At 51.0% G+C, this 19465-nt stretch carries 17 protein-coding genes and 2 pseudogenes; 11 read left to right on the top strand and 8 right to left on the bottom strand.

Going from position 1 to position 19465, the window contains the following annotated elements; genetic code table 11:
• The first annotated feature begins 2 nt into the window (after window positions 1-2).
• From PT300_12880 to nadS, 3 genes and pseudogenes are all read left to right on the top strand, one after another.
• A pseudogene (locus PT300_12880) lies at window positions 3-388 on the top strand (hypothetical protein).
• Between the two features lie 105 nt (window positions 389-493).
• Entirely contained in the window at window positions 494-826 is a 333-nt protein-coding gene (locus tag PT300_12875; protein MDF7681433.1) for a type II toxin-antitoxin system RelE/ParE family toxin, read from the top strand.
• 1 nt (window position 827) lies between these two features.
• Window positions 828-1112, top strand: a complete 285-nt coding sequence (nadS, locus tag PT300_12870; GenBank protein MDF7681432.1) for a NadS family protein — start codon at window positions 828-830, stop codon at window positions 1110-1112.
• A gap of 527 nt (window positions 1113-1639) precedes the next feature.
• Here the strand turns inward: nadS and ruvX are convergent.
• The 7 genes from ruvX to metK form a co-directional block, all read right to left on the bottom strand.
• Window positions 1640-2059 (bottom strand): Holliday junction resolvase RuvX, encoded by a 420-nt coding sequence (gene ruvX / locus PT300_12865; GenBank protein ID MDF7681431.1) that lies wholly within the window; start codon window positions 2057-2059, stop codon window positions 1640-1642.
• Window positions 2059-2622, bottom strand: coding sequence for a YqgE/AlgH family protein (locus PT300_12860; protein MDF7681430.1), 564 nt, complete (start codon window positions 2620-2622; stop codon window positions 2059-2061). Before PT300_12860 ends, ruvX begins: the two co-directional genes overlap by 1 nt.
• A 155-nt stretch (window positions 2623-2777) precedes the next feature.
• Window positions 2778-3725 (bottom strand): glutathione synthase, encoded by a 948-nt coding sequence (gene gshB, locus PT300_12855; GenBank protein MDF7681429.1) that lies wholly within the window; start codon window positions 3723-3725, stop codon window positions 2778-2780.
• Between the two features lie 19 nt (window positions 3726-3744).
• The gene (gene rsmE / locus PT300_12850; protein ID MDF7681428.1) at window positions 3745-4476 is read right to left on the bottom strand and encodes a 16S rRNA (uracil(1498)-N(3))-methyltransferase; all 732 of its coding nucleotides are present in this window, start codon (window positions 4474-4476) and stop codon (window positions 3745-3747) included.
• Window positions 4477-4579: 103 nt separating this feature from the next.
• On the bottom strand, window positions 4580-5254 hold the full coding sequence (gene endA, locus PT300_12845) for a deoxyribonuclease I (protein MDF7681427.1): 675 nt from the start codon (window positions 5252-5254) through the stop codon (window positions 4580-4582).
• Between the two features lie 116 nt (window positions 5255-5370).
• A complete protein-coding gene (locus tag PT300_12840; GenBank protein ID MDF7681426.1) occupies window positions 5371-5874 on the bottom strand; it encodes a SprT family zinc-dependent metalloprotease in 504 nt (167 codons plus the stop codon).
• Window positions 5875-5979: 105 nt separating this feature from the next.
• Complete coding sequence (gene metK, locus PT300_12835; GenBank protein ID MDF7681425.1) at window positions 5980-7134, bottom strand: methionine adenosyltransferase; 1155 nt, start codon at window positions 7132-7134, stop codon at window positions 5980-5982.
• A gap of 461 nt (window positions 7135-7595) precedes the next feature.
• Here metK and speA point away from each other — a divergent pair.
• From speA to PT300_12795, 8 genes and pseudogenes are all read left to right on the top strand, one after another.
• A pseudogene (speA, locus tag PT300_12830) lies at window positions 7596-9510 on the top strand (biosynthetic arginine decarboxylase).
• 141 nt (window positions 9511-9651) lie between these two features.
• The gene (gene speB / locus PT300_12825; protein MDF7681424.1) at window positions 9652-10569 is read left to right on the top strand and encodes an agmatinase; all 918 of its coding nucleotides are present in this window, start codon (window positions 9652-9654) and stop codon (window positions 10567-10569) included.
• Between the two features lie 172 nt (window positions 10570-10741).
• Entirely contained in the window at window positions 10742-12733 is a 1992-nt protein-coding gene (gene tkt, locus PT300_12820) for a transketolase (protein ID MDF7681423.1), read from the top strand.
• Window positions 12734-13048: 315 nt separating this feature from the next.
• Complete coding sequence (epd, locus tag PT300_12815; GenBank protein MDF7681422.1) at window positions 13049-14068, top strand: erythrose-4-phosphate dehydrogenase; 1020 nt, start codon at window positions 13049-13051, stop codon at window positions 14066-14068.
• Between the two features lie 76 nt (window positions 14069-14144).
• A complete protein-coding gene (gene pgk, locus PT300_12810) occupies window positions 14145-15311 on the top strand; it encodes a phosphoglycerate kinase (GenBank protein ID MDF7681421.1) in 1167 nt (388 codons plus the stop codon).
• Window positions 15312-15408: 97 nt separating this feature from the next.
• Complete coding sequence (fbaA, locus tag PT300_12805; GenBank protein ID MDF7681420.1) at window positions 15409-16488, top strand: class II fructose-bisphosphate aldolase; 1080 nt, start codon at window positions 15409-15411, stop codon at window positions 16486-16488.
• Window positions 16489-16670: 182 nt separating this feature from the next.
• Window positions 16671-17528: a small-conductance mechanosensitive channel MscS gene (gene mscS / locus PT300_12800; protein MDF7681419.1), complete on the top strand. Its 858-nt coding sequence runs from the start codon at window positions 16671-16673 to the stop codon at window positions 17526-17528.
• A gap of 21 nt (window positions 17529-17549) precedes the next feature.
• The gene (locus PT300_12795) at window positions 17550-18266 is read left to right on the top strand and encodes an oxidative stress defense protein (GenBank protein ID MDF7681418.1); all 717 of its coding nucleotides are present in this window, start codon (window positions 17550-17552) and stop codon (window positions 18264-18266) included.
• Window positions 18267-18334: 68 nt separating this feature from the next.
• On the opposite strand, the gene PT300_12790 is transcribed toward PT300_12795, so the two are convergent.
• Window positions 18335-19228 carry a LysR family transcriptional regulator ArgP gene (locus tag PT300_12790; protein ID MDF7681417.1) on the bottom strand — a complete coding sequence of 298 codons (894 nt, stop codon included), beginning with the start codon at window positions 19226-19228 and terminating at the stop codon, window positions 18335-18337.
• Window positions 19229-19465 lie beyond the last annotated feature (237 nt).

The raw sequence follows: 19465 nt of genomic DNA, 5'->3' as shown, positions 1-19465 counted from the left end.
CCGGGCATATGGATTTTTATCAGCTTCCGGAAGAAAACGGCAAACTTTCGCGCTACCAGGTGCATAAGAGTGCCTGAGCATGGATGATATGGAAAAGTTCCTCACTAACCCCGGCGGGGTGGGCGTGAATACGCCGGTATACCTGACCTGGCAAAGAGAAGCGCCGCTGTATGAAAAGGGCGAGCAGGGAATGGCTGCGGGCAGCCGGAAAACCCGGACATCGGGCGTGCTGACACTGACAGGCGCTGATACGCAGCGGCAGGGTGTGTCAGCACTTGAGCAGTCAGGTGGACAGCTTGTGCGCGTAGGTCGAGAGTTTGAGCAGGAACATCAACCGGTTGATGCGTTGATTGCGCAGCATGACCGTGCCCATGTGGAGAAGCTGTGAAAGCAGCAGAAAAAGCCGACCCGTTACTATGGATCTTTGATGTAACCACTTTTCCGAAATCAGATGATGGTGTACTATGTACCTCATTAAAAACCGGAGACAACCGTGAGTCACTCGATTGAGTTTATCAAGACCCCGATGTTTAGCCGTCAGATAAAACAGATCGCTACGGATGAAGAGCTCAGGGAGCTACAAAAGACGCTGATTGAGTCGCCGGACAAAGGCGATCTCATCCAGAAAACCGGCGGGCTGCGAAAAGTCAGAATGGCGACGGGCAACCAGGGAAAAAGTAGCAGCGTGAGGGTGATTTACTTCCAGGCTACCGCCGAGGTGATTTATCTGGTAATGGCGTACCAGAAAAGCACGAAAGACAGCCTGACGGACGCGGAGAAAGCCGCACTAAAGACGCTGACCCAAAAACTGAAAGACGAGGTATAACATGAGTTTTTTTGATGAGCTGAAAGCATCGCTGGAAGAAGCCGTAGAAATCAAAAATGGTGTCAGAGCGCCAGCTCGCGTTACCCGTTACGAGCTGACAGACGTGAAGGCTATCAGAACGCAGCTGAACGTTTCACAGAGCGAAATGGCGAAAGCACTGGGAACCAGCCTCGACACCATCAAGAGCTGGGAGACCGGGCGCCGTAACCCGACTGGCCTGGCGGCAAAAGTGCTGGCAACCATTCAGGCAAACCCAAAATTCTTCCAGGAGCTGGCTATACACTAAATCTACTGTGACAGAAGGATTCGACAGGATAGGCTGTTCGCGCCCAGACTGGCTGCGTTAATAACGTCTGGTGGGCCAGACTCTACGTAGTCGTTCAATTATATGAATAAAATGGGAAATAAAAAATGGACGCAAACACCATAGTTATTCAGGAATCCAGACTGCCTGTGGTGCTTTATTATGCAATATCCATGTTTATTTTCGCTGTATTATATTACGGAAAAATAAAAGTAACGCGAAAGAAGAATTATTTCATTTTTATTCTCTACTCTTTATGGGTAATTTTTTGTACCTCACTTCAGTTTGGTTTATTCACTAATGGAACAAGCTTTGCTCAGGGATTTTTACATCTCAATTTAAATGTTGATCTTTATGACTCAATACATTGGGGCGCTTTGTTTTACAGTTTGTTATATTTGTTAGCTGCCCCGAAAAATATCTTTATCAAGTATATGTGATCACCTTCCTGATACGGGAAGATCCCGAATCGGGAGGAACGTAAACCCGTCAGCAACCAGTAACAGCTATCAGTGCTCCCCCTGGGCGAAGTAGCTTTCCAGTATGATCACCGCCGAGGTGGAGTCAATACGGCCTTTATTCAGTGCGCGGAAGCCACCGGATTCGAATAATCCGCTTCTGGCTTCAACCGTGCTCAGGCGCTCATCATGAAGGATAATTTTTACGCCAAAGCGACCATGAATTCTGTTAGCAAACTTGCGGGCACGCGCAGTCAGTGGCTGCTCTGTGCCATCCATATTAAGCGGTAAACCGACAATAACGGCTTCTGGCTGCCACTCGGCCAGGAGTTTGTCGATAATCAGCCAGTCAGGTTTACCATCCTGCGCTTTCAACGCTGACAGGGGATGCGCTGTGCCAGTGATCCGTTGGCCAACCGCCACCCCGATACTGTGGGTGCCGAAATCAAAACCGAGCAGTGTGCCGTTCATTATGCATGTCCCGCGATATCTGGCATCGTCATAATATCGATGCCAATCAGTTTTGCCGCATCACGCCAGCGATCGGCAACCGGAGTTTTAAATAAAATATTTTGATCGGCTGGCATAATCAGCCAGTCGTTATCCAGAATTTCCTGTTCCAGCTGTCCCTGTTCCCAGGCGGCATAACCCAGCGCAACAAGTACGTTTTGCGGTTGTCGGTCGGTTCCCAGTGTTTCGAGGATATCGCGCGATGTCGTAATAAGCGTATTATCGGAAATACGAATACTGGAGGAAAAACCACCGGGCGGAGAGTGCAGAATAAAACCCCGATCATCAGCCAGTGGCCCGCCAAGCATAACGGGGATATTGCGCAGGCTATCTGAATTGTGGCTATCTATCGTGATGTCCAGTTTCTGCAAGATATCGGTAACATTCAGATTTTCAATCGGTTTGTTGATAATAATTCCCATGACTCCATCATCGTTATACTCACAGATATAGATGACCGAACGACGAAATAACGGGTCCCGCATCGCAGGCATGGCAATCAGAAAATGATGCTGTAAATTCATGAGCAGAGGTTTAATTCCTGGTTAAAAAATTGGCGCCTAGTGTACAGATAATGGATCAGTTTATCTGACTTTATCCTGAGATGGCAGGCAACAGACCTGTTACCCGCAGCGGGAAACAGGTCGTGCCATCAGTTTTTGCTGTTGACTGAGCCCTGTCAGCGCTTGAGACGTTGCTCAATGGCATTCATTAGCATACCGGTGATCGACACCGGAAAAGCCGCTTCGATTTCGCGTGCGCAGGTCGGGCTGGTGACGTTAATTTCAGTCAGACGATCACCAATAATATCCAGGCCAACGAAAATGAGCCCTTTGCTTTTTAATACCGGCCCGATACGGCGGGCGATGGCCCAGTCGCTGTCGCTCAGCGGACGTGCCTCACCACGGCCTCCGGCAGCAAGATTACCACGGGTTTCGCCCCCTTGTGGAATACGGGCAAGGCAATAGGGCACCGGTTCACCGTCAATCACCAGGACTCGCTTATCACCGTCTTTAATGGCTGGCAGGTAGTTTTGTGCCATGCAATAGCGATTTCCCATCATGGTGAGTGTTTCGGCGATCACTGAAAAGTTAGGGTCATCCGCTTTTACCCGGAAAACAGAGGCACCGCCCATGCCATCCAGCGGCTTGAGGATAATATCGCCATGTTTTTCGCGGAAGGATTTTAATAAGGCTTTACTACGGGTCACCAGCGTATCCGGCGTCAGATCAGCAAACCAGGCAGTGAACAGTTTTTCGTTACAATCACGCAGACTTTGTGGCTTGTTGACAATCAGGGTGCCTTTATCTTCCGCCCGTTCCAGAATGTAGGTGGCGTAGATAAATTCAGTATCAAAGGGCGGATCTTTACGCATCAGGATCACATCGAGATCGGCCAGCGGCTGATCCTGTTCGCCAGTGAAGGTATACCATCCGGCCGCATTGTTCTCGACATGCAGTGTGCGTGTGCGGGCGCGCGCCTCGCCATGACTTAAATATAAGTCGCCCATTTCCATATAATGGAGTTGATAACCACGACGTTGCGCTTCCAGTAACATCGCAAAACTGGTGTCTTTTTTGATATTGATGGTAGCGATAGGGTCCATCACGATGCCAAGTTTAATCATTATTTTCTCCGTTAATGCTTCAGCCTAAGTCGCCAAAACGCACCTGTAAGGCAGTTATGGCGGTAAGCGCCGTTGTCTCTGTCCGTAGCACCCGTGGCCCTAACAGAATATCGGTAAACTGATAACGCGCGGTCATCGCAATCTCCTCCTCCGATAATCCACCCTCAGGCCCGGTCAGCAGGCGCACGCGGGTAACCGGTTGCGGCAGGCTATTAATGCTCGCGCTGGCGCGGGGATGCAGATTGAGTTTCAGACAATCATCCGGCTCAGCACACCACGCGGCGAGTGACATGGCAGGGCGGATCTCCGGCACCACATTACGGCCACATTGCTCGCAGGCAGCAATGGCGATTTTTTGCCATTGCTGGATCTTCTTCTGTAATCGCTCACCTTCCAGTCTGACGCCACAGCGCCCGGAAAACAGTGGCGTAATCAGACTGACACCGAGCTCTATCGATTTCTGGATGGTAAATTCCATTTTTTCGCCGCGCGGGATGACCTGCCCGAGATGAATATGCAGCGGCGATTCACGGTTCTCTGTTTCGCCGCTTATCACCTCCACGGTGACATGCTTTTTGCTGACAGCGCGGATAACGGCACTAAAGACCTGATTCGTGCCATTGAACAGCTGAATCAGCTGTCCTGGGTTCATGCGCAGCACGCGGCCAACATGGCTGGCGGCGTCGTCAGAAAGCGCGATTTGGCAACCGGGGGTAAGGGCATCCGGGTGATAGATTCGCGGGATACGCATAGGCGATATTCCATTTTTTTGCAGAAGCCTCCATCGTGACGGTTAATGGAAACAGCCTCTGCCAGTTAAAAGTTATTGTGGCTGCTAGTGTAGGTTAGCGCTGTCAGGCCTGGCAAGCACGCTGAACATAGGGATTATGATTGCCCTGGATTTTAGCGATGCGTCCATCACGTTCACACTCCCATGCGCTGACAGGATACATTTTATCCCAGGCAGTAAAAAGCTGTGTTTGCTGGCGGGAGAGGGTGAGCTGATAAGTATCACGCATATAGAAGTAGATACGGGCAATTTCACCGCGTGCGCGTGCTGGCGGTTCAGCAACCTTAGCTTTGAAATCGACCTTCATGGCACACTGACCATACTGACCCTCACCTCCCAGCCACTGGCTGTACATAAAGTTGCCACGATCGCCATTCACTTCGCCAACTGCAGGTTGCAGATTGTGTAAATCATTTTCCATCTTCCGATAGATTGGATCGCCGACGCAGTTTTTACGTCCCCCTTGCTGCCAGCATTGTCGCTGATGGCCAAATTGCCATGCTGGCACCACATGCTCCCACTCCACCCGACTGGCACGGTTTTGATTTTTGCGCACTTTATAACCGCAGGATTGCAGATCGATAATGCCTTTCTTGCCCTGCCAGTGAATCTTACAACCGCAGTAAAAATCACCCGCAATATCGTGGTTGATTTTTATTCCTGCGATTTTTGCCTGAGAAAAGCTGTTGATCCCTTCGGCGGCTAGCGGACGGCTGATGGCGATACTTAAGAGCGCCATGATGAAAATTTGCCCGTATGACATGGTGAACTCCGTATTAAAACGCAGTTCACAACGTAGCGAACAGGGTTTTCAGATGCAACCAGTTAATTCCAAAAATTGTCAGTTATTGTCAGTTATGGCTCATCCGCGACCAGCAAATCACCACAGCGGAGGCAGCGATAGGTTGCTTTGCCGCGCATCACACGGTAATGGCGACGAACAGTGAGCTGATGTTGCTGGCACCGACAGTGGTAGGGAAAGGTGTTAGTACGAACCGAATCAAGCGCAAAAGAGTGAGTCCGGCGAGCGGTGACCGTCAGTACGCTTTCCATCATCCACTTCCACTCTTTACCGTGCGGTGGGACACGGCCAAAGTGTTGCCATACCAGCAAATGCGCCAGTTCGTGCGGAATGACGTGCTCAATAAAGGCCTGCTGGTTTTCCATTAACAGCACCGGATTGAGGCGAATTTCGTTTTTTTGCAGCCATGCGGTACCGGCAGTGGTGCCGCGCTGTCGGTAAACCAGGGGGGGTAGTGGGTAGTGTCGTCCGAGAGCGTGATTGGCCTGGTCAAGCTTCTGTTGCAGGCAGTCGCCCATAGCTTGTTGCAGGTCGGCAGGAATGATCAGTGTTTTCATGCGCTAAGGATAGAGAGGTCGATAAGGAAGGGCAAGCTGGAAATGATGTTTTATGGCAGGCCAGCGCAGGACTGGCCTTTTTGATCTTCGCTGATCCGCGAGGGTTTATTTCAGTCCGGCGGCTTCACGTAGCTGCGCGGCTTTGTCGGTCTTCTCCCAGGGAAAAGATTCGCGCCCAAAGTGCCCGTATACCGCCGTCTCTTTATAGATGGGGTGGAGCAGATCCAGCATCTGGATAAGACCATATGGCCGTAAATCGAAAAATTCGCCAATCAATTGGGTCAGTTTCTCGTTGGCAATTTTTCCCGTGCCGAACGTTTCGACCATGACCGAAGTCGGTTTAGCCACGCCAATAGCGTAGGAAACCTGAATTTCACAACGATCCGCGAGACCTGCGGCGACAATATTCTTGGCGACGTAACGTGCTGCATAAGCGGCAGAACGGTCAACTTTAGAGGGATCTTTCCCGGAGAACGCCCCACCACCATGACGCGCCATCCCGCCGTAGGTATCAACGATGATTTTACGCCCCGTCAGACCACAGTCGCCCATCGGGCCACCAATCACAAAGCGTCCTGTCGGGTTGATGAAGAACTTCGTCGCCGAACTGAGCCACTCAGCGGGCAGAACAGGTTTGATAATCTCCTCCATCACCGCTTCGTGCAGTGATGGCTGATCGATATCTTCCGCATGCTGGGTTGACAGCACAACGGTGTCGATGCCGACAATTTTATCGTCTTCATACTGGAAGGTGACCTGGCTTTTGGCGTCCGGACGCAGCCACGGCAGGGTGCCGCTTTTACGGACTTCGGATTGGCGCTGCACCAAACGGTGAGCATAGGTAACCGGAGCGGGCATCAGCACATCGGTTTCATTGGTGGCGTAACCAAACATCAGCCCCTGGTCACCGGCACCTTGTTCAAGCGGGTCCGCGCGGTCAACCCCTTGATTGATATCCGGTGACTGTTTACCAATCGCACTGAGAACAGCACAGGAGTTAGCATCAAATCCCATATCAGAATTGACATAACCAATATCACGAACGGTATTACGGGCAATCTCTTCGATATCGACCCATGCGCTGGTGGTGATTTCGCCACCGACTAATACCATGCCGGTTTTGACATAGGTTTCACATGCGACACGCGCTTTAGGATCTTGTTGCAGGATGGCGTCCAGCACGGCATCGGAGATTTGATCAGCAATTTTATCCGGATGTCCTTCTGATACGGATTCTGACGTAAAGAGATGTTTTGCCATGTTTTTATTTACCTGTGAATATTTGTATCGTTCAAACTGCGGGATAGACTGGTGTGGAGCGATGATGCTATCCCATCTTACCGGTAGCGATACGAGTAGGCGGTGTGTTAATCAGTATAGATGGATTAACTTCTGGATGGCTATTCTAGGTCAAATCTTAACCCTGGTGCTACTCTTTTTTGTTATCTGTTACCCTGGCAGTCTGTCAGGTGGCGGAATTTTCTCTGTTTTCCGTCGCGGAATGCGTTACAAAATATCAGATATACCGCCATATATCGGCAGATATTATGCGATGACAGTCGTTTATTAAAAAAACGTCAGCGTGCGTCATGGCCCCCCGTCTGAGGGCAAAAGTGACTCACTGTGCCGCCAGGGTGGCTAAAAGGGGAGCGCTGTGATGTCGGATAACGGTTTTTTATTTCACTTTTTTGTCAGAAAGCGTATACGTTATTTTTCGTTTTATGCAGGAGGTGGCTGATGAGTTCCTGGCAAGTCAGTAAAATGCTACGTACTTATAATATTGCCTGGTGGGGAAATAATTACTATGACGTTAACGCACTGGGACATATCAGTGTTTGCCCGGACCCGGATGTTCCCCAGGCACGGGTTGATCTGGCTGAACTGGTAAAAAAACGGGAAGCTCAGGGGCAGCGCCTGCCTTCGCTGTTCTGTTTTCCGCAAATCCTGCAACATCGCCTGCGTTCAATTAATGCCGCGTTTAAACGAGCGCGTGACTCTTATGGTTATCATGGCGACTATTTTCTGGTCTATCCGATCAAAGTTAACCAGCATCGCCGTGTGATTGAGACCTTAATTCATTCGGGTGAGCCCCTCGGACTGGAAGCGGGATCGAAAGCCGAACTGATGGCGGTGCTGGCTCATGCCGGAATGACCCATAGTGTGATTGTCTGCAACGGCTATAAAGATCGTGAATATATTCGTCTGGCGCTGATTGGCGAAAAGATGGGCCATAAGGTCTATCTGGTGATCGAAAAAATGTCAGAAATTGCGCTGGTGCTGGAAGAAGCCCGGCGGCTGAATGTGGTGCCGCGTCTTGGTGTGCGTGCCCGACTGGCTTCCCAGGGGTCAGGGAAATGGCAATCTTCTGGCGGTGAAAAATCGAAGTTTGGTCTCGCGGCCACTCAGGTTCTGCAACTGGTGGAGACGCTGCGAACAGCCGGATATCTCGATAGCCTGCAACTGCTGCACTTCCATTTAGGATCACAGATGGCCAATATCCGCGATATTGCCACCGGTGTCCGTGAATCAGCCCGTTTTTACGTCGAATTACATAAGCTGGGGGTGAATATTCAGTGCTTTGATGTCGGCGGTGGGCTGGGCGTTGACTATGAAGGCACCCGTTCGCAGTCCGACTGTTCGGTGAATTATGGCCTCAATGAATATGCCAATAATATCATCTGGGCGATTGGCGACGCCTGTAAAGAGTATGGCCTGCCGCATCCTACGGTGATCACCGAATCGGGGCGGGCGGTGACCGCCCATCATACGGTACTGGTTTCCAATATTATCGGTGTTGAGCGGAGTGAATACAGCGAGGTGACGCCCCCCGCGCCCGACGCCGCACGGCCGTTGCAAAGTATGTGGGGAACCTGGCAGGCGATGCACGAGGTGAATAACCATCGCTCACTACGGGAATGGTTGCATGATAGCCAGATGGATCTGCATGATATTCATGTTGGCTACTCGTCGGGTGTGTTTACCTTACAGGAGCGCGCCTGGGCCGAGCAGCTCTACCTCAATATCTGTCATGAAGTACAGAAACAGCTCGATCCCAGTAACCGTGCCCATCGGCCGATCATCGACGAACTGCAGGAGCGCATGGCAGATAAAATATATGTCAACTTCTCCCTGTTCCAGTCGATGCCGGATGCGTGGGGGATCGATCAGCTCTTTCCGGTGATGCCGCTGGAAGGACTGAACCGGCAGCCTGAGCGTCGTGCGGTATTGCTGGATATTACCTGTGATTCCGATGGCGCTATCGATCACTATATCGATGGTGACGGTATCGCCACCACGATGCCAATGCCGGAATATAATCCTGAAAATCCGCCAGTGCTGGGTTTCTTTATGGTCGGCGCTTATCAGGAAATTCTCGGCAATATGCATAACCTGTTTGGCGATACCGAAGCGGTTGATGTCTTTGTCGCTGCTGATGGTTGTGTCACCGTAGAAGTCTCTGATGAAGGGGATACGGTTGCCGATATGCTGCGCTATGTGCAGCTGGACCCTGATACTTTACTGACCCAGTTCCGTGATCAGGTGAAAAATTCCCCCCTTGATCCGACATTACAGCGGCAGTTTATCGACGAGTTTGCCGCCGGACTGTACGGTTATACTTATCTTGAAGATGAGTGACTGTATTATCTGATGCACAGAAGCCGCAATCAGCGTATTGATAATCAAGACACGGTTATCACGCTGTGCCCGCCTGACCCTTCCGTGCCGGATTTGCCGACGCGGAAGGGTTTTTTATCGTGATTAACAAGAGGTTTTGCCATGAGCAGTTTAGGCTATCAATATGATAATTCTCTGGTATCTAACGCATTTGGTTTTCTGCGCCTGCCACTCAACTTTCAGCCCTATGACAGCGAAGCGGAATGGGTGATTACCGGGGTGCCTTTTGATATGGCGACCTCCGGGCGTGCGGGCAGCCGTCATGGACCCGGCGCCATCCGTCAGATATCGACCCATCTGGCATGGGAACATCACCGCTTTCCGTGGCATTTCGACATGCGTGAACGTCTGAATGTGGTTGACTGTGGCGATCTGGTTTACGCTTTCGGCGATGCGCGTGAAATGAGTGAAAAACTGCAGGCCCACGGTGAAAAGTTACTGGCTGGTGGAAAGAAGATGTTGTGCTTTGGCGGCGATCATTTCATTACCCTGCCATTACTGCGCGCACATGCGAAGCATTTTGGCAAAATGGCGCTGGTACACTTTGACGCCCATACCGATACCTACTCTAACGGCTGTGAGTTTGATCACGGGACGATGTTCTATACCGCGCCCAAAGAGGGGTTGATCGATCCCTGTCACTCGGTTCAGATCGGTATTCGCACTGAGTACGAGAAAGATAATGGTTTTACGGTGCTGGATGCCTGCGAGGTGAATGATCGCCCGCTGGAGCAGATCATCGCCCAGGTGAAGCAGGTGGTGGGGGATATGCCGGTTTACCTGACGTTTGATATTGATGTTTTAGATCCCGCTTTTGCCCCCGGAACCGGGACACCGGTACTGGGTGGGCTGAGCTCCGATCGTGCCCTGAAAATATTGCGCGGTTTACAGGATCTGAATATTGTCGGTATGGATGTCGTGGAGGTCTGCCCCCCTTACGATCACGCCGGGATCACCGCGCTGGCTGCGGCGACTATCGCGCTGGAGATGTTATACCTCCAGGCGGTGAAAAAGGGATAATCATTCAGAAATGCTGACGGCATAACATTTTACGGCGCTTTCTCCGCTCATGCTCCATGTACATGCTTTGTCTCTTGGGGTACATTGTTGACACTTTTTCTGGCGTAGCCCAAAACGTGCATTCGTCAAGGCGTTACGGGTATGGCCTTCTACAATCTGAACTGGAGTCAAAATGTCCTCACGTAAAGAGCTTGCTAATGCGATTCGTGCGCTGAGTATGGACGCTGTACAGAAAGCCAATTCGGGCCACCCTGGCGCCCCGATGGGTATGGCTGACATTGCTGAAGTCCTGTGGCGTGATTTCCTCAATCATAATCCGGCCAATCCGCTATGGGCAGATCGTGATCGTTTTGTGCTGTCCAATGGTCACGGTTCGATGCTGATCTATAGCCTGCTGCACCTGACCGGTTATGAACTGTCGATCGATGATCTGAAAGCCTTTCGCCAGTTGCATTCAAAAACACCCGGCCACCCGGAAGTGGGCTATACCCCAGGGGTGGAAACCACCACCGGGCCACTGGGGCAGGGCATTGCAAATGCCGTGGGGATGGCGATCGCTGAAAAAACCCTCGCCGCCCAGTTTAACCGTCCCGGTCATCAGATCGTTAATCATTATACCTATACCTTTATGGGGGATGGTTGCATGATGGAAGGGATCTCCCATGAAGCCTGTTCGCTGGCGGGTACGCTGAAGCTGGGCAAGCTGGTGGCGTTCTATGATGATAATGGTATCTCTATCGATGGTCATGTCGAGGGCTGGTTTACCGATAATACCGTAGAGCGTTTCGAGGCTTATGGCTGGCATGTGGTGCGTGGCATTGATGGTCATGATGCCGCTGCGATTAAACGCGCTATCGAAGCGGCGCGGGCGGTGACAGATAAGCCTTCTTTGCTGATGTGCAAAACGATTATTGGTTTCGGTGCCCCCAATAAAGCCGGTACACATGATGCCCACGGTGCACCATTAGGCGACGCTGAAATCGCTCTGACCCGCCAGCGGCTGGGCTGGGATTACCCGCCGTTTGAGATCCCGTCTGATATTTACAGCCAGTGGGATGCCAGAGAAGCCGGGCGGACCAAAGAGTCAGCCTGGAACGAGAAGTTTGCCGCTTATGCTAACGCTTTCCCCCAGGAGGCGGCAGAGTTTACCCGTCGTCTGCGTGGCGAACTACCAGCGGATTTTGACGCCAAAGCCACTCAATTTATCGCTAAATTGCAGGCTAATCCGGCGAAGATCGCCAGCCGTAAAGCATCACAGAATGCCATCGAAGCCTTTGGGCCATTATTGCCGGAGTTTCTCGGTGGTTCGGCCGATCTCGCCCCCAGCAATCTGACCTTGTGGTCAGGATCGAAACCGCTTAATAAAGATGCGGCAGGCAATTATATCCACTACGGGGTGCGGGAGTTTGGCATGACTGCGATCGCCAATGGTCTCTCGCTGCATGGTGGTTTCCTGCCATACACCTCCACCTTCCTGATATTTGTCGAATATGCGCGTAACGCGGTGCGTATGGCGGCGCTGATGAAACAGCGCCAGATCATGGTCTATACCCACGACTCGATTGGCCTTGGCGAAGATGGCCCGACACACCAGCCGGTGGAGCAGGTGGCCTCCCTGCGCCTGACGCCCAATATGAGCGTATGGCGTCCCTGCGACCAGGTGGAATCCGCTGTCGCCTGGAAGCACGGGGTTGAGCGTCAGGATGGCCCGACAGCACTGATTTTGTCACGGCAAAATCTGGCACAACAGGAACGTAGCCCGCAACAACTGGCTAGTATTGCCCGTGGTGGTTATGTGCTGAAAGGTGAGTCGGATCAGCCCGAACTGATCCTGATTGCCACCGGTTCGGAAGTGGAACTGGCGGTGGCGGCATACGAAAAACTGACCGCAGATGGCGTAAAAGCGCGTGTGGTTTCGATGCCTTCGACGGACCAGTTTGATAAACAGGATGCGGCTTACCGCGAATCAGTGTTGCCGGCAGCGGTCACTGCGCGTGTGGCGATTGAGGCCGGAATTGCCGATTACTGGTATAAATATGTCGGGCTGAACGGCGCGATTATCGCGATGACCTCTTTTGGTGAGTCCGCACCGGCCGATCTGTTATACAACGAATTTGGTTTTACCGTTGATAACATCATCGCCAAAGCGAAAGCGTTGTTGTAACGATTAATTGTTGTCAAGGTTAAACGCCCCAGCCTTGCACTCAGCCGGGGAAAATCCCCGGCTTTTTTATCCGCCAGTGCTTGTGCCAGCCTGATTTTTCATCGCTAGTGATGTGATTTATATCAGATAAATCACATCTTTCAGTGGCCAGCGATTCCTTTTCCTCGCTAATTGCATTATGCTCGCTGAAGCGTTTCAGTCGATGAAACAGGTAATAATTAATCGGTCACAGTTGTGACAGGTAAGGTTTTTCTCCCGCCGTGACCAGGTTAGGCTGTCAGTCGGTTGATATCGGGATAACCTTGCAGGAGTTCTATGACTATACGCATTGCGATTAATGGGTTTGGTCGCATAGGCCGTAATGTGGTTCGTGCGTTGTATGAATCCGGGCGCTGTGCGCAAATAACCGTCGTGGCGATCAACGAACTGGCAGATGCCGTCAGTATGGCGCATTTGCTGAAATATGATACCAGTCACGGCCATTTTGCCTGGGATGTGCGTCAGGCGGGAGAGCGGCTGTATGTCGGCAATGATGCTATCTGTGTGCTGCATGAGCCTTCACCAGAGAAGCTGCCCTGGCAGGCGCTGGGGGTCGATATTGTGCTCGATTGTACCGGTGTTTTCGGTAGTCGTGCCGATGGCGAAGCCCATCGGCAGGCGGGGGCAAAAAAAGTGCTCTTTTCTCACCCCGGCGATCCTGATCTCGATACCACCGTGGTTTTTGGCGTCAATCATCACCAGTTACGTAAAGCGCATCGTCTGGTCTCGAATGCTTCCTGTACCACCAACTGCATTATTCCGGTGATTAAGCTGATAAATGATGCTTATGAAATACAATCAGGAACGGTGACCACCATCCACTCGGCGATGCATGATCAGCAGGTTATCGACGCCTATCATCCGGATCTGCGTCGAGCCCGTGCGGCCGGTCAGTCAATCATCCCGGTTGATACCCGGCTTGCGGCGGGTATTACGCGCTTTTTCCCTCAGTTTAAGGATCGTTTTGAGGCGATTGCCGTTCGTGTGCCGACACTCAACGTTACCGCGATTGATCTGAGTGTCAGCGTAAAAAAACCGGTCACTGTCGATGAAGTGAACCATCTTTTGCGAAAAGCAGCACAAGATACGTTTCATGGTATAGTTGACTATACGGAACTAGCGTTAGTTTCGACCGATTTTAATCACGACCCGCACAGTGCGATTGTCGATGGCACGCAAACCCGGGTCAGCGGTGCGCAGCTGATCAAGACGCTGGTCTGGTGTGATAATGAATGGGGCTTTGCTAACCGGATGCTCGATACCACGTTAGCGATGGCTAGCTGCGGTTTCGGGTGAAATATCCCTGTGTAATAGCATGAAATATATACGTATAACATCTGAAAAATTTTAAGGATTATCAAGAGGGTTCACTATGTCAATAATTAATATGACCGATCTGGATCTGGCCGGAAAACGTGTTTTTATCCGCGCCGATCTCAACGTCCCGGTGAAAGACGGTAAAGTTACCAGCGATGCCCGTATCCGTGCCTCCCTGCCAACCATCGAACTGGCGTTAAAGCAGGGCGCTAAAGTCATGGTAACTTCTCACCTCGGCCGCCCGACAGAAGGTGAATACAACGAAGAATTTTCCCTGCTGCCGGTGGTCAATTATCTGAAAGAGAAACTGCCTGGGCATCAGGTTTGTTTAGTGAAAGATTATCTTGATGGGGTTGATGTTGCCCCCGGTGAGCTGGTAGTGCTGGAAAATGTCCGCTTTAATAAAGGCGAGAAGAAAGACGATGAAGCACTGTCGAAAAAATACGCGGCACTCTGTGATGTGTATGTGATGGATGCTTTCGGAACTGCTCACCGTGCGCAGGCATCGACTCACGGTGTTGCTAAGTACGCGAAAGTAGCCTGTGCAGGCCCACTTCTGGCGGCAGAACTGGATGCATTGGGTAAAGCGCTGAAAGAGCCTGCACGCCCGATGGTGGCGATCGTCGGCGGGTCGAAAGTTTCTACTAAACTGACCGTGCTTGACTCACTCTCTAAAATTGCCGATCAGCTGATTGTTGGCGGCGGGATCGCCAATACTTTCGTGGCCGCCCAGGGGCACAATGTTGGCAAATCGCTGTATGAGGCTGATCTGATCGATGAAGCGAAACGTCTGCTGACGACCTGTGATATTCCGGTGCCGACAGATGTGCGTGTTGCGACAGAGTTCTCTGAAACCGCGCCAGCGACGCAAAAATCAGTCAACGATATCAAAGATGATGAACAGATCCTCGATTTGGGTGACGTTTCAGCACAGAAACTGGCTGATATTCTCAAAAACGCCAAAACGATCCTCTGGAATGGGCCGGTAGGGGTATTTGAATTCCCGAACTTCCGCAAAGGCACTGAGATTGTGGCGAAAGCGATCGCCGATAGCGATGCTTTCTCGATTGCCGGGGGCGGCGATACGCTGGCAGCGATTGATTTGTTCGGTATTGCTGACAAAATTTCTTATATTTCCACCGGGGGCGGCGCTTTCCTCGAGTTCGTCGAGGGTAAAGAACTGCCTGCGGTTGCCATACTGGAAGAGCGTGGTAAGCAGTAAACCGGTCAATCAGGCGGCGCGATAAGCCCGCCTGATTTTTTATGTTCGCTCCTTTCTTCATTGAGTCCCGACGATACAGATACAGGATTTCGCAAACATGTCTAAAATTTTTGATTTTGTAAAACCAGGCGTTATTACTGGCGATGACGTACAGAAAGTTTTCCAGGTAGCAAAAGAGAATCACTTTGCGCTGCCTGCGGTTAACTGTGTGGGTACTGACTCTATTAATGCCGTTCTGGAAGCGGCCGCAAAAGCGAAAGCACCGGTCATTGTCCAGTTTTCTAATGGTGGTGCTGCCTTTATCGCAGGTAAAGGGCTGAAAACGGATGTTCCTCAGCAGGCCGCTATCCTCGGTGCCATCTCTGGCGCACACCACGTTCACCAGATGGCCGAACACTACGGTGTTCCGGTGATCCTGCATACTGACCACTGTGCGAAAAAACTGCTGCCGTGGATTGATGGTCTGCTGGATGCCGGTGAAAAATATTATGCGGCCACCGGAAAGCCGTTGTTCTCTTCACATATGATCGATCTTTCAGAAGAGTCGCTGCACGATAATATCGCTATTTGTTCTAAATACCTGGCACGAATGGCGAAAATGGGCATGACGCTGGAAATCGAACTGGGTTGCACCGGGGGAGAAGAAGATGGGGTCGATAACAGCCATATGGACTCCTCCGCCTTGTATACTCAGCCAGAAGATGTTGATTACGCCTACACCGAACTGAGTAAAATCAGCCCACGCTTTACCATTGCCGCCTCTTTTGGCAATGTTCATGGGGTTTATAAACCCGGCAATGTGGTTCTGACGCCGACTATCTTGCGCGACTCCCAGGAGTATGTTTCTAAGAAACATAACCTGCCACACAATAGCCTGAATTTTGTGTTTCATGGTGGCTCCGGCTCTTCTGCCCAGGAGATTAAAGACTCCGTCAGCTACGGGGTGGTCAAAATGAATATTGATACCGACACCCAGTGGGCTACCTGGGAAGGGGTGCTGGATTACTATAAAGCCCATGAGGCGTATCTGCAGAGCCAGCTTGGTAATCCGAAGGGTGCTGACCAGCCGAATAAAAAATTCTACGATCCACGTGTCTGGCTGCGTGCCGGGCAGGTATCGATGATCGCTCGTCTGGAACAGGCGTTTAAGGAATTGAACGCGATCGATGTTCTGTAAGCCAAATCATCACCTGTCAGCCTGCTAAATCATTAGCAGGCTTTTTTATGCGCTCAAATATTTTCGCTCTTGTTCTGGTGCGCGATTTGCTAAAACAGCAAGCTATTGCTTACCTTTATGGTATCGAGTGATGAGCCAGCCTGATCGCTCTGTCCTCTGTCGCTATACCTAAGGAAAGTGAAATGGAAGATTTGAAGGTCGCTGAGAATATCACCCACTTCGGCTCATGGCTGGTGCATCATCAGGAGTGGCTGTTGAATTATATGGTTAATCTGGCTGCGGCGATCGCCATCGTTATTGTCGGCATCATTATTGCTCGCGTCGTCTCTCATATGATTAATCGCCTGATGCTCACCCGTGAGATCGATGAAACCATCGCTGACTTTATCTCTGCGCTGGTGCGCTATGCGGTGATTGCTTTTGCGGTGATTGCGGCTCTGAGTTGTATCGGGGTACAGACAGCATCGGTCATCGCAGTGCTGGGTGCGGCGGGATTAGCGGTCGGTCTGGCATTACAGGGCTCGTTGTCTAATCTGGCTGCAGGCGTGTTACTGGTGATGTTTCGTCCGCTGCGTTCGGGGGAATATGTTGATCTTGGGGGTGTTTCCGGTATGGTATTAAGTGTGCAAATTTTTTCTACTACCTTGTATACCGAGGACGGTAAAATTGCCGTGGTGCCGAATGGCAAAATTATTGCTGGCAATATCATTAATCATTCTCGTGAACCGATACGTCGCAATCAGTTTATTATCGCGGTTTCCTATGATGCGGATATCGATAAAGTGAAAAAGTTGCTGACAAATATTATCGATAGCGATAACCGTATTCTTAAAGATCGTGAGAGAATTGTACGTCTTAATGAACTGGCACCTTCATCGGTGAATTATATTATTCAGGTCTGGAGCCTGCACCGTGATCTGCAGGACGTTTACTGGGATGTACTGGAGCGCATTAAGCGTGATTTTGATGCCAATGGTATCAGTTTCCCGTATCCGCAGCTGGATGTGCATGTCACTCGACCATCCAATGACACTCAGTGATCAGAACCCGGAGAGATAGCCGTGAAATTAATATTAATAGCGTTAGCCGTAATGACCACATTGGGTCTGGCTCAGGCCAGTGAAATTCCCGATGGTCCACATATTATCACTTCCGGTAGCGCCAGGATTGAGGCGGTGCCGGATATCGCAGAACTGACTATTGAGGTAAATATCATCGCCAAAGAAGCCACGACCGCCAAGAAACAGGTTGATGATCGGGTGGCGCAGTATCTGGCTTTTCTGGAAAAGAGTGGTATCACCCGAAAAGATATTCGTTCAGCGAATCTGCGTACCCAGCCGGAGTATAGTTATCAGAACGGGAAAAGCATCTTTAAAGGCTATCGTGCCTCGCGCGTTGTTGAAGTGACCTTGCGTCAGTTAGATAAACTGAATAGTTTGCTGGATGGGGCGTTAAAATCGGGGCTAAATGAAATTAGTTCGGTCAGGTTGGATGTCGCGCAGCCCGAAATATATAAAGATAAAGCACGCCAGGCGGCGATTGATGATGCACTGCATAAAGCACAGGCGCTGGCATCTGGCTTTCACAGCAATCTGGGCACGGTTTATCGCATACAATATCAGGCCTCCGCTGTTCCGAAACCCCGGATGATGCGTGCGTCGGGGGCAATCAGCGATGAGGCCGTTTCCGCACAGCAAACTTACCAGCAGGAAACCATTCCGTTTAATGACCAGGTGGATGTGGTCTTTGAATTACAGCCAGCGCCAGTCAGTCAATAATATCTGTGTTTCTGTCGTCACATACAGGCATGGATAATGATGAACGCTGTTTTTGGCGCCAGTGACTTTTATTGCTGGCGCAGGACTTTATGCCCATAGTTGATTAACGCATCGGTGACCTGACGCATCATTCGGCTTTCAGGGGCAAAACGGTGCCAGTAAAGCATCCGGCGCTGAAACAATCCGGGGGTTAAATCGATAAGTTCACCGCTGTTAAGCTCTTTTTCTATCTGCAGATGGGGGATCATGCAGCAAGTAGTTCCCTGACGCGCGAGCTGGACAAACGCCTCGGATGAATTAACGATATGACAAGGGACACTGCCGGGGGGCAAAGAGAAATTTTGCTGCAAAAACGCCTGATGCATATCATCAAGATGATCGAAAGCAACAACCGGGGCTTTAAGCAGTGCCGAACGGGTTACCCCAGCAGGGAAATAGCGTTGTGCAAACGCTTTTGACGCGACAAACAGATAGTCGAGTGCGCCCAGCTGATCCACCAGGCAACTGGGTAACGCCTGAGGCTGGATACTGACTGCGCCGACCACTTCGCCCCGCCGTAAACGCTCCTGAGTGCGGGTTTCATCTTCTACCTGTAACTTCAGACGGACAGAAGCACTGGACAGCACCGGAGAGAGTGCCGGGAGCAGCCAGGTGGCGAGACTGTCGGCATTGACGGCCAGCGAGAGCAATAACGGTGTAGAGCCGGTCTGTCCATCGCTCAGCCACTCCTCCTCCAGCAACTCCACCTGGCGTAACAGAGCTAACAGTTTTTGTCCCTGCTCTGTCGGGCGTGGTGGGACGGTACGAACCAGCAGGGGCTGCCCGAACATATTTTCCAGTTGTTTAATACGCTGTGAGACGGCGGACTGAGTAATACAGAGTTTTTGTGCCGCGCGCTCAAAGCCACGCTCTCTGACTACGGCGTCCAGTGCTTGCAGTGTTTTATAGTCCGGCCGTTTCATTATTCTGCGATATCTCCATAACGTTGTAATAATTTTCACTATGACATAAATTTGCTTTTGATAAAGTTAAAAATGATTTGTTGAGTGATGATAATTCTGCTACAGCGGACAATTCTCATTGCCATACACTATAATAAGCGCCTGACCCATCAGGCTATTTGACTCGCCACTCTGGCTTCCGGCAGTGCCCGAAAACCGCACGTACTCCCGGTACGCTGCGGTTTCGGCGCGCTCTCG

The sequence above is a fragment of the Enterobacteriaceae bacterium ESL0689 genome (assembly GCA_029433525.1).
Taxonomy (GTDB): Bacteria; Pseudomonadota; Gammaproteobacteria; order Enterobacterales; family Enterobacteriaceae; genus JAQTIF01.
This window is presented reverse-complemented; position numbering and strand designations above follow the sequence as displayed.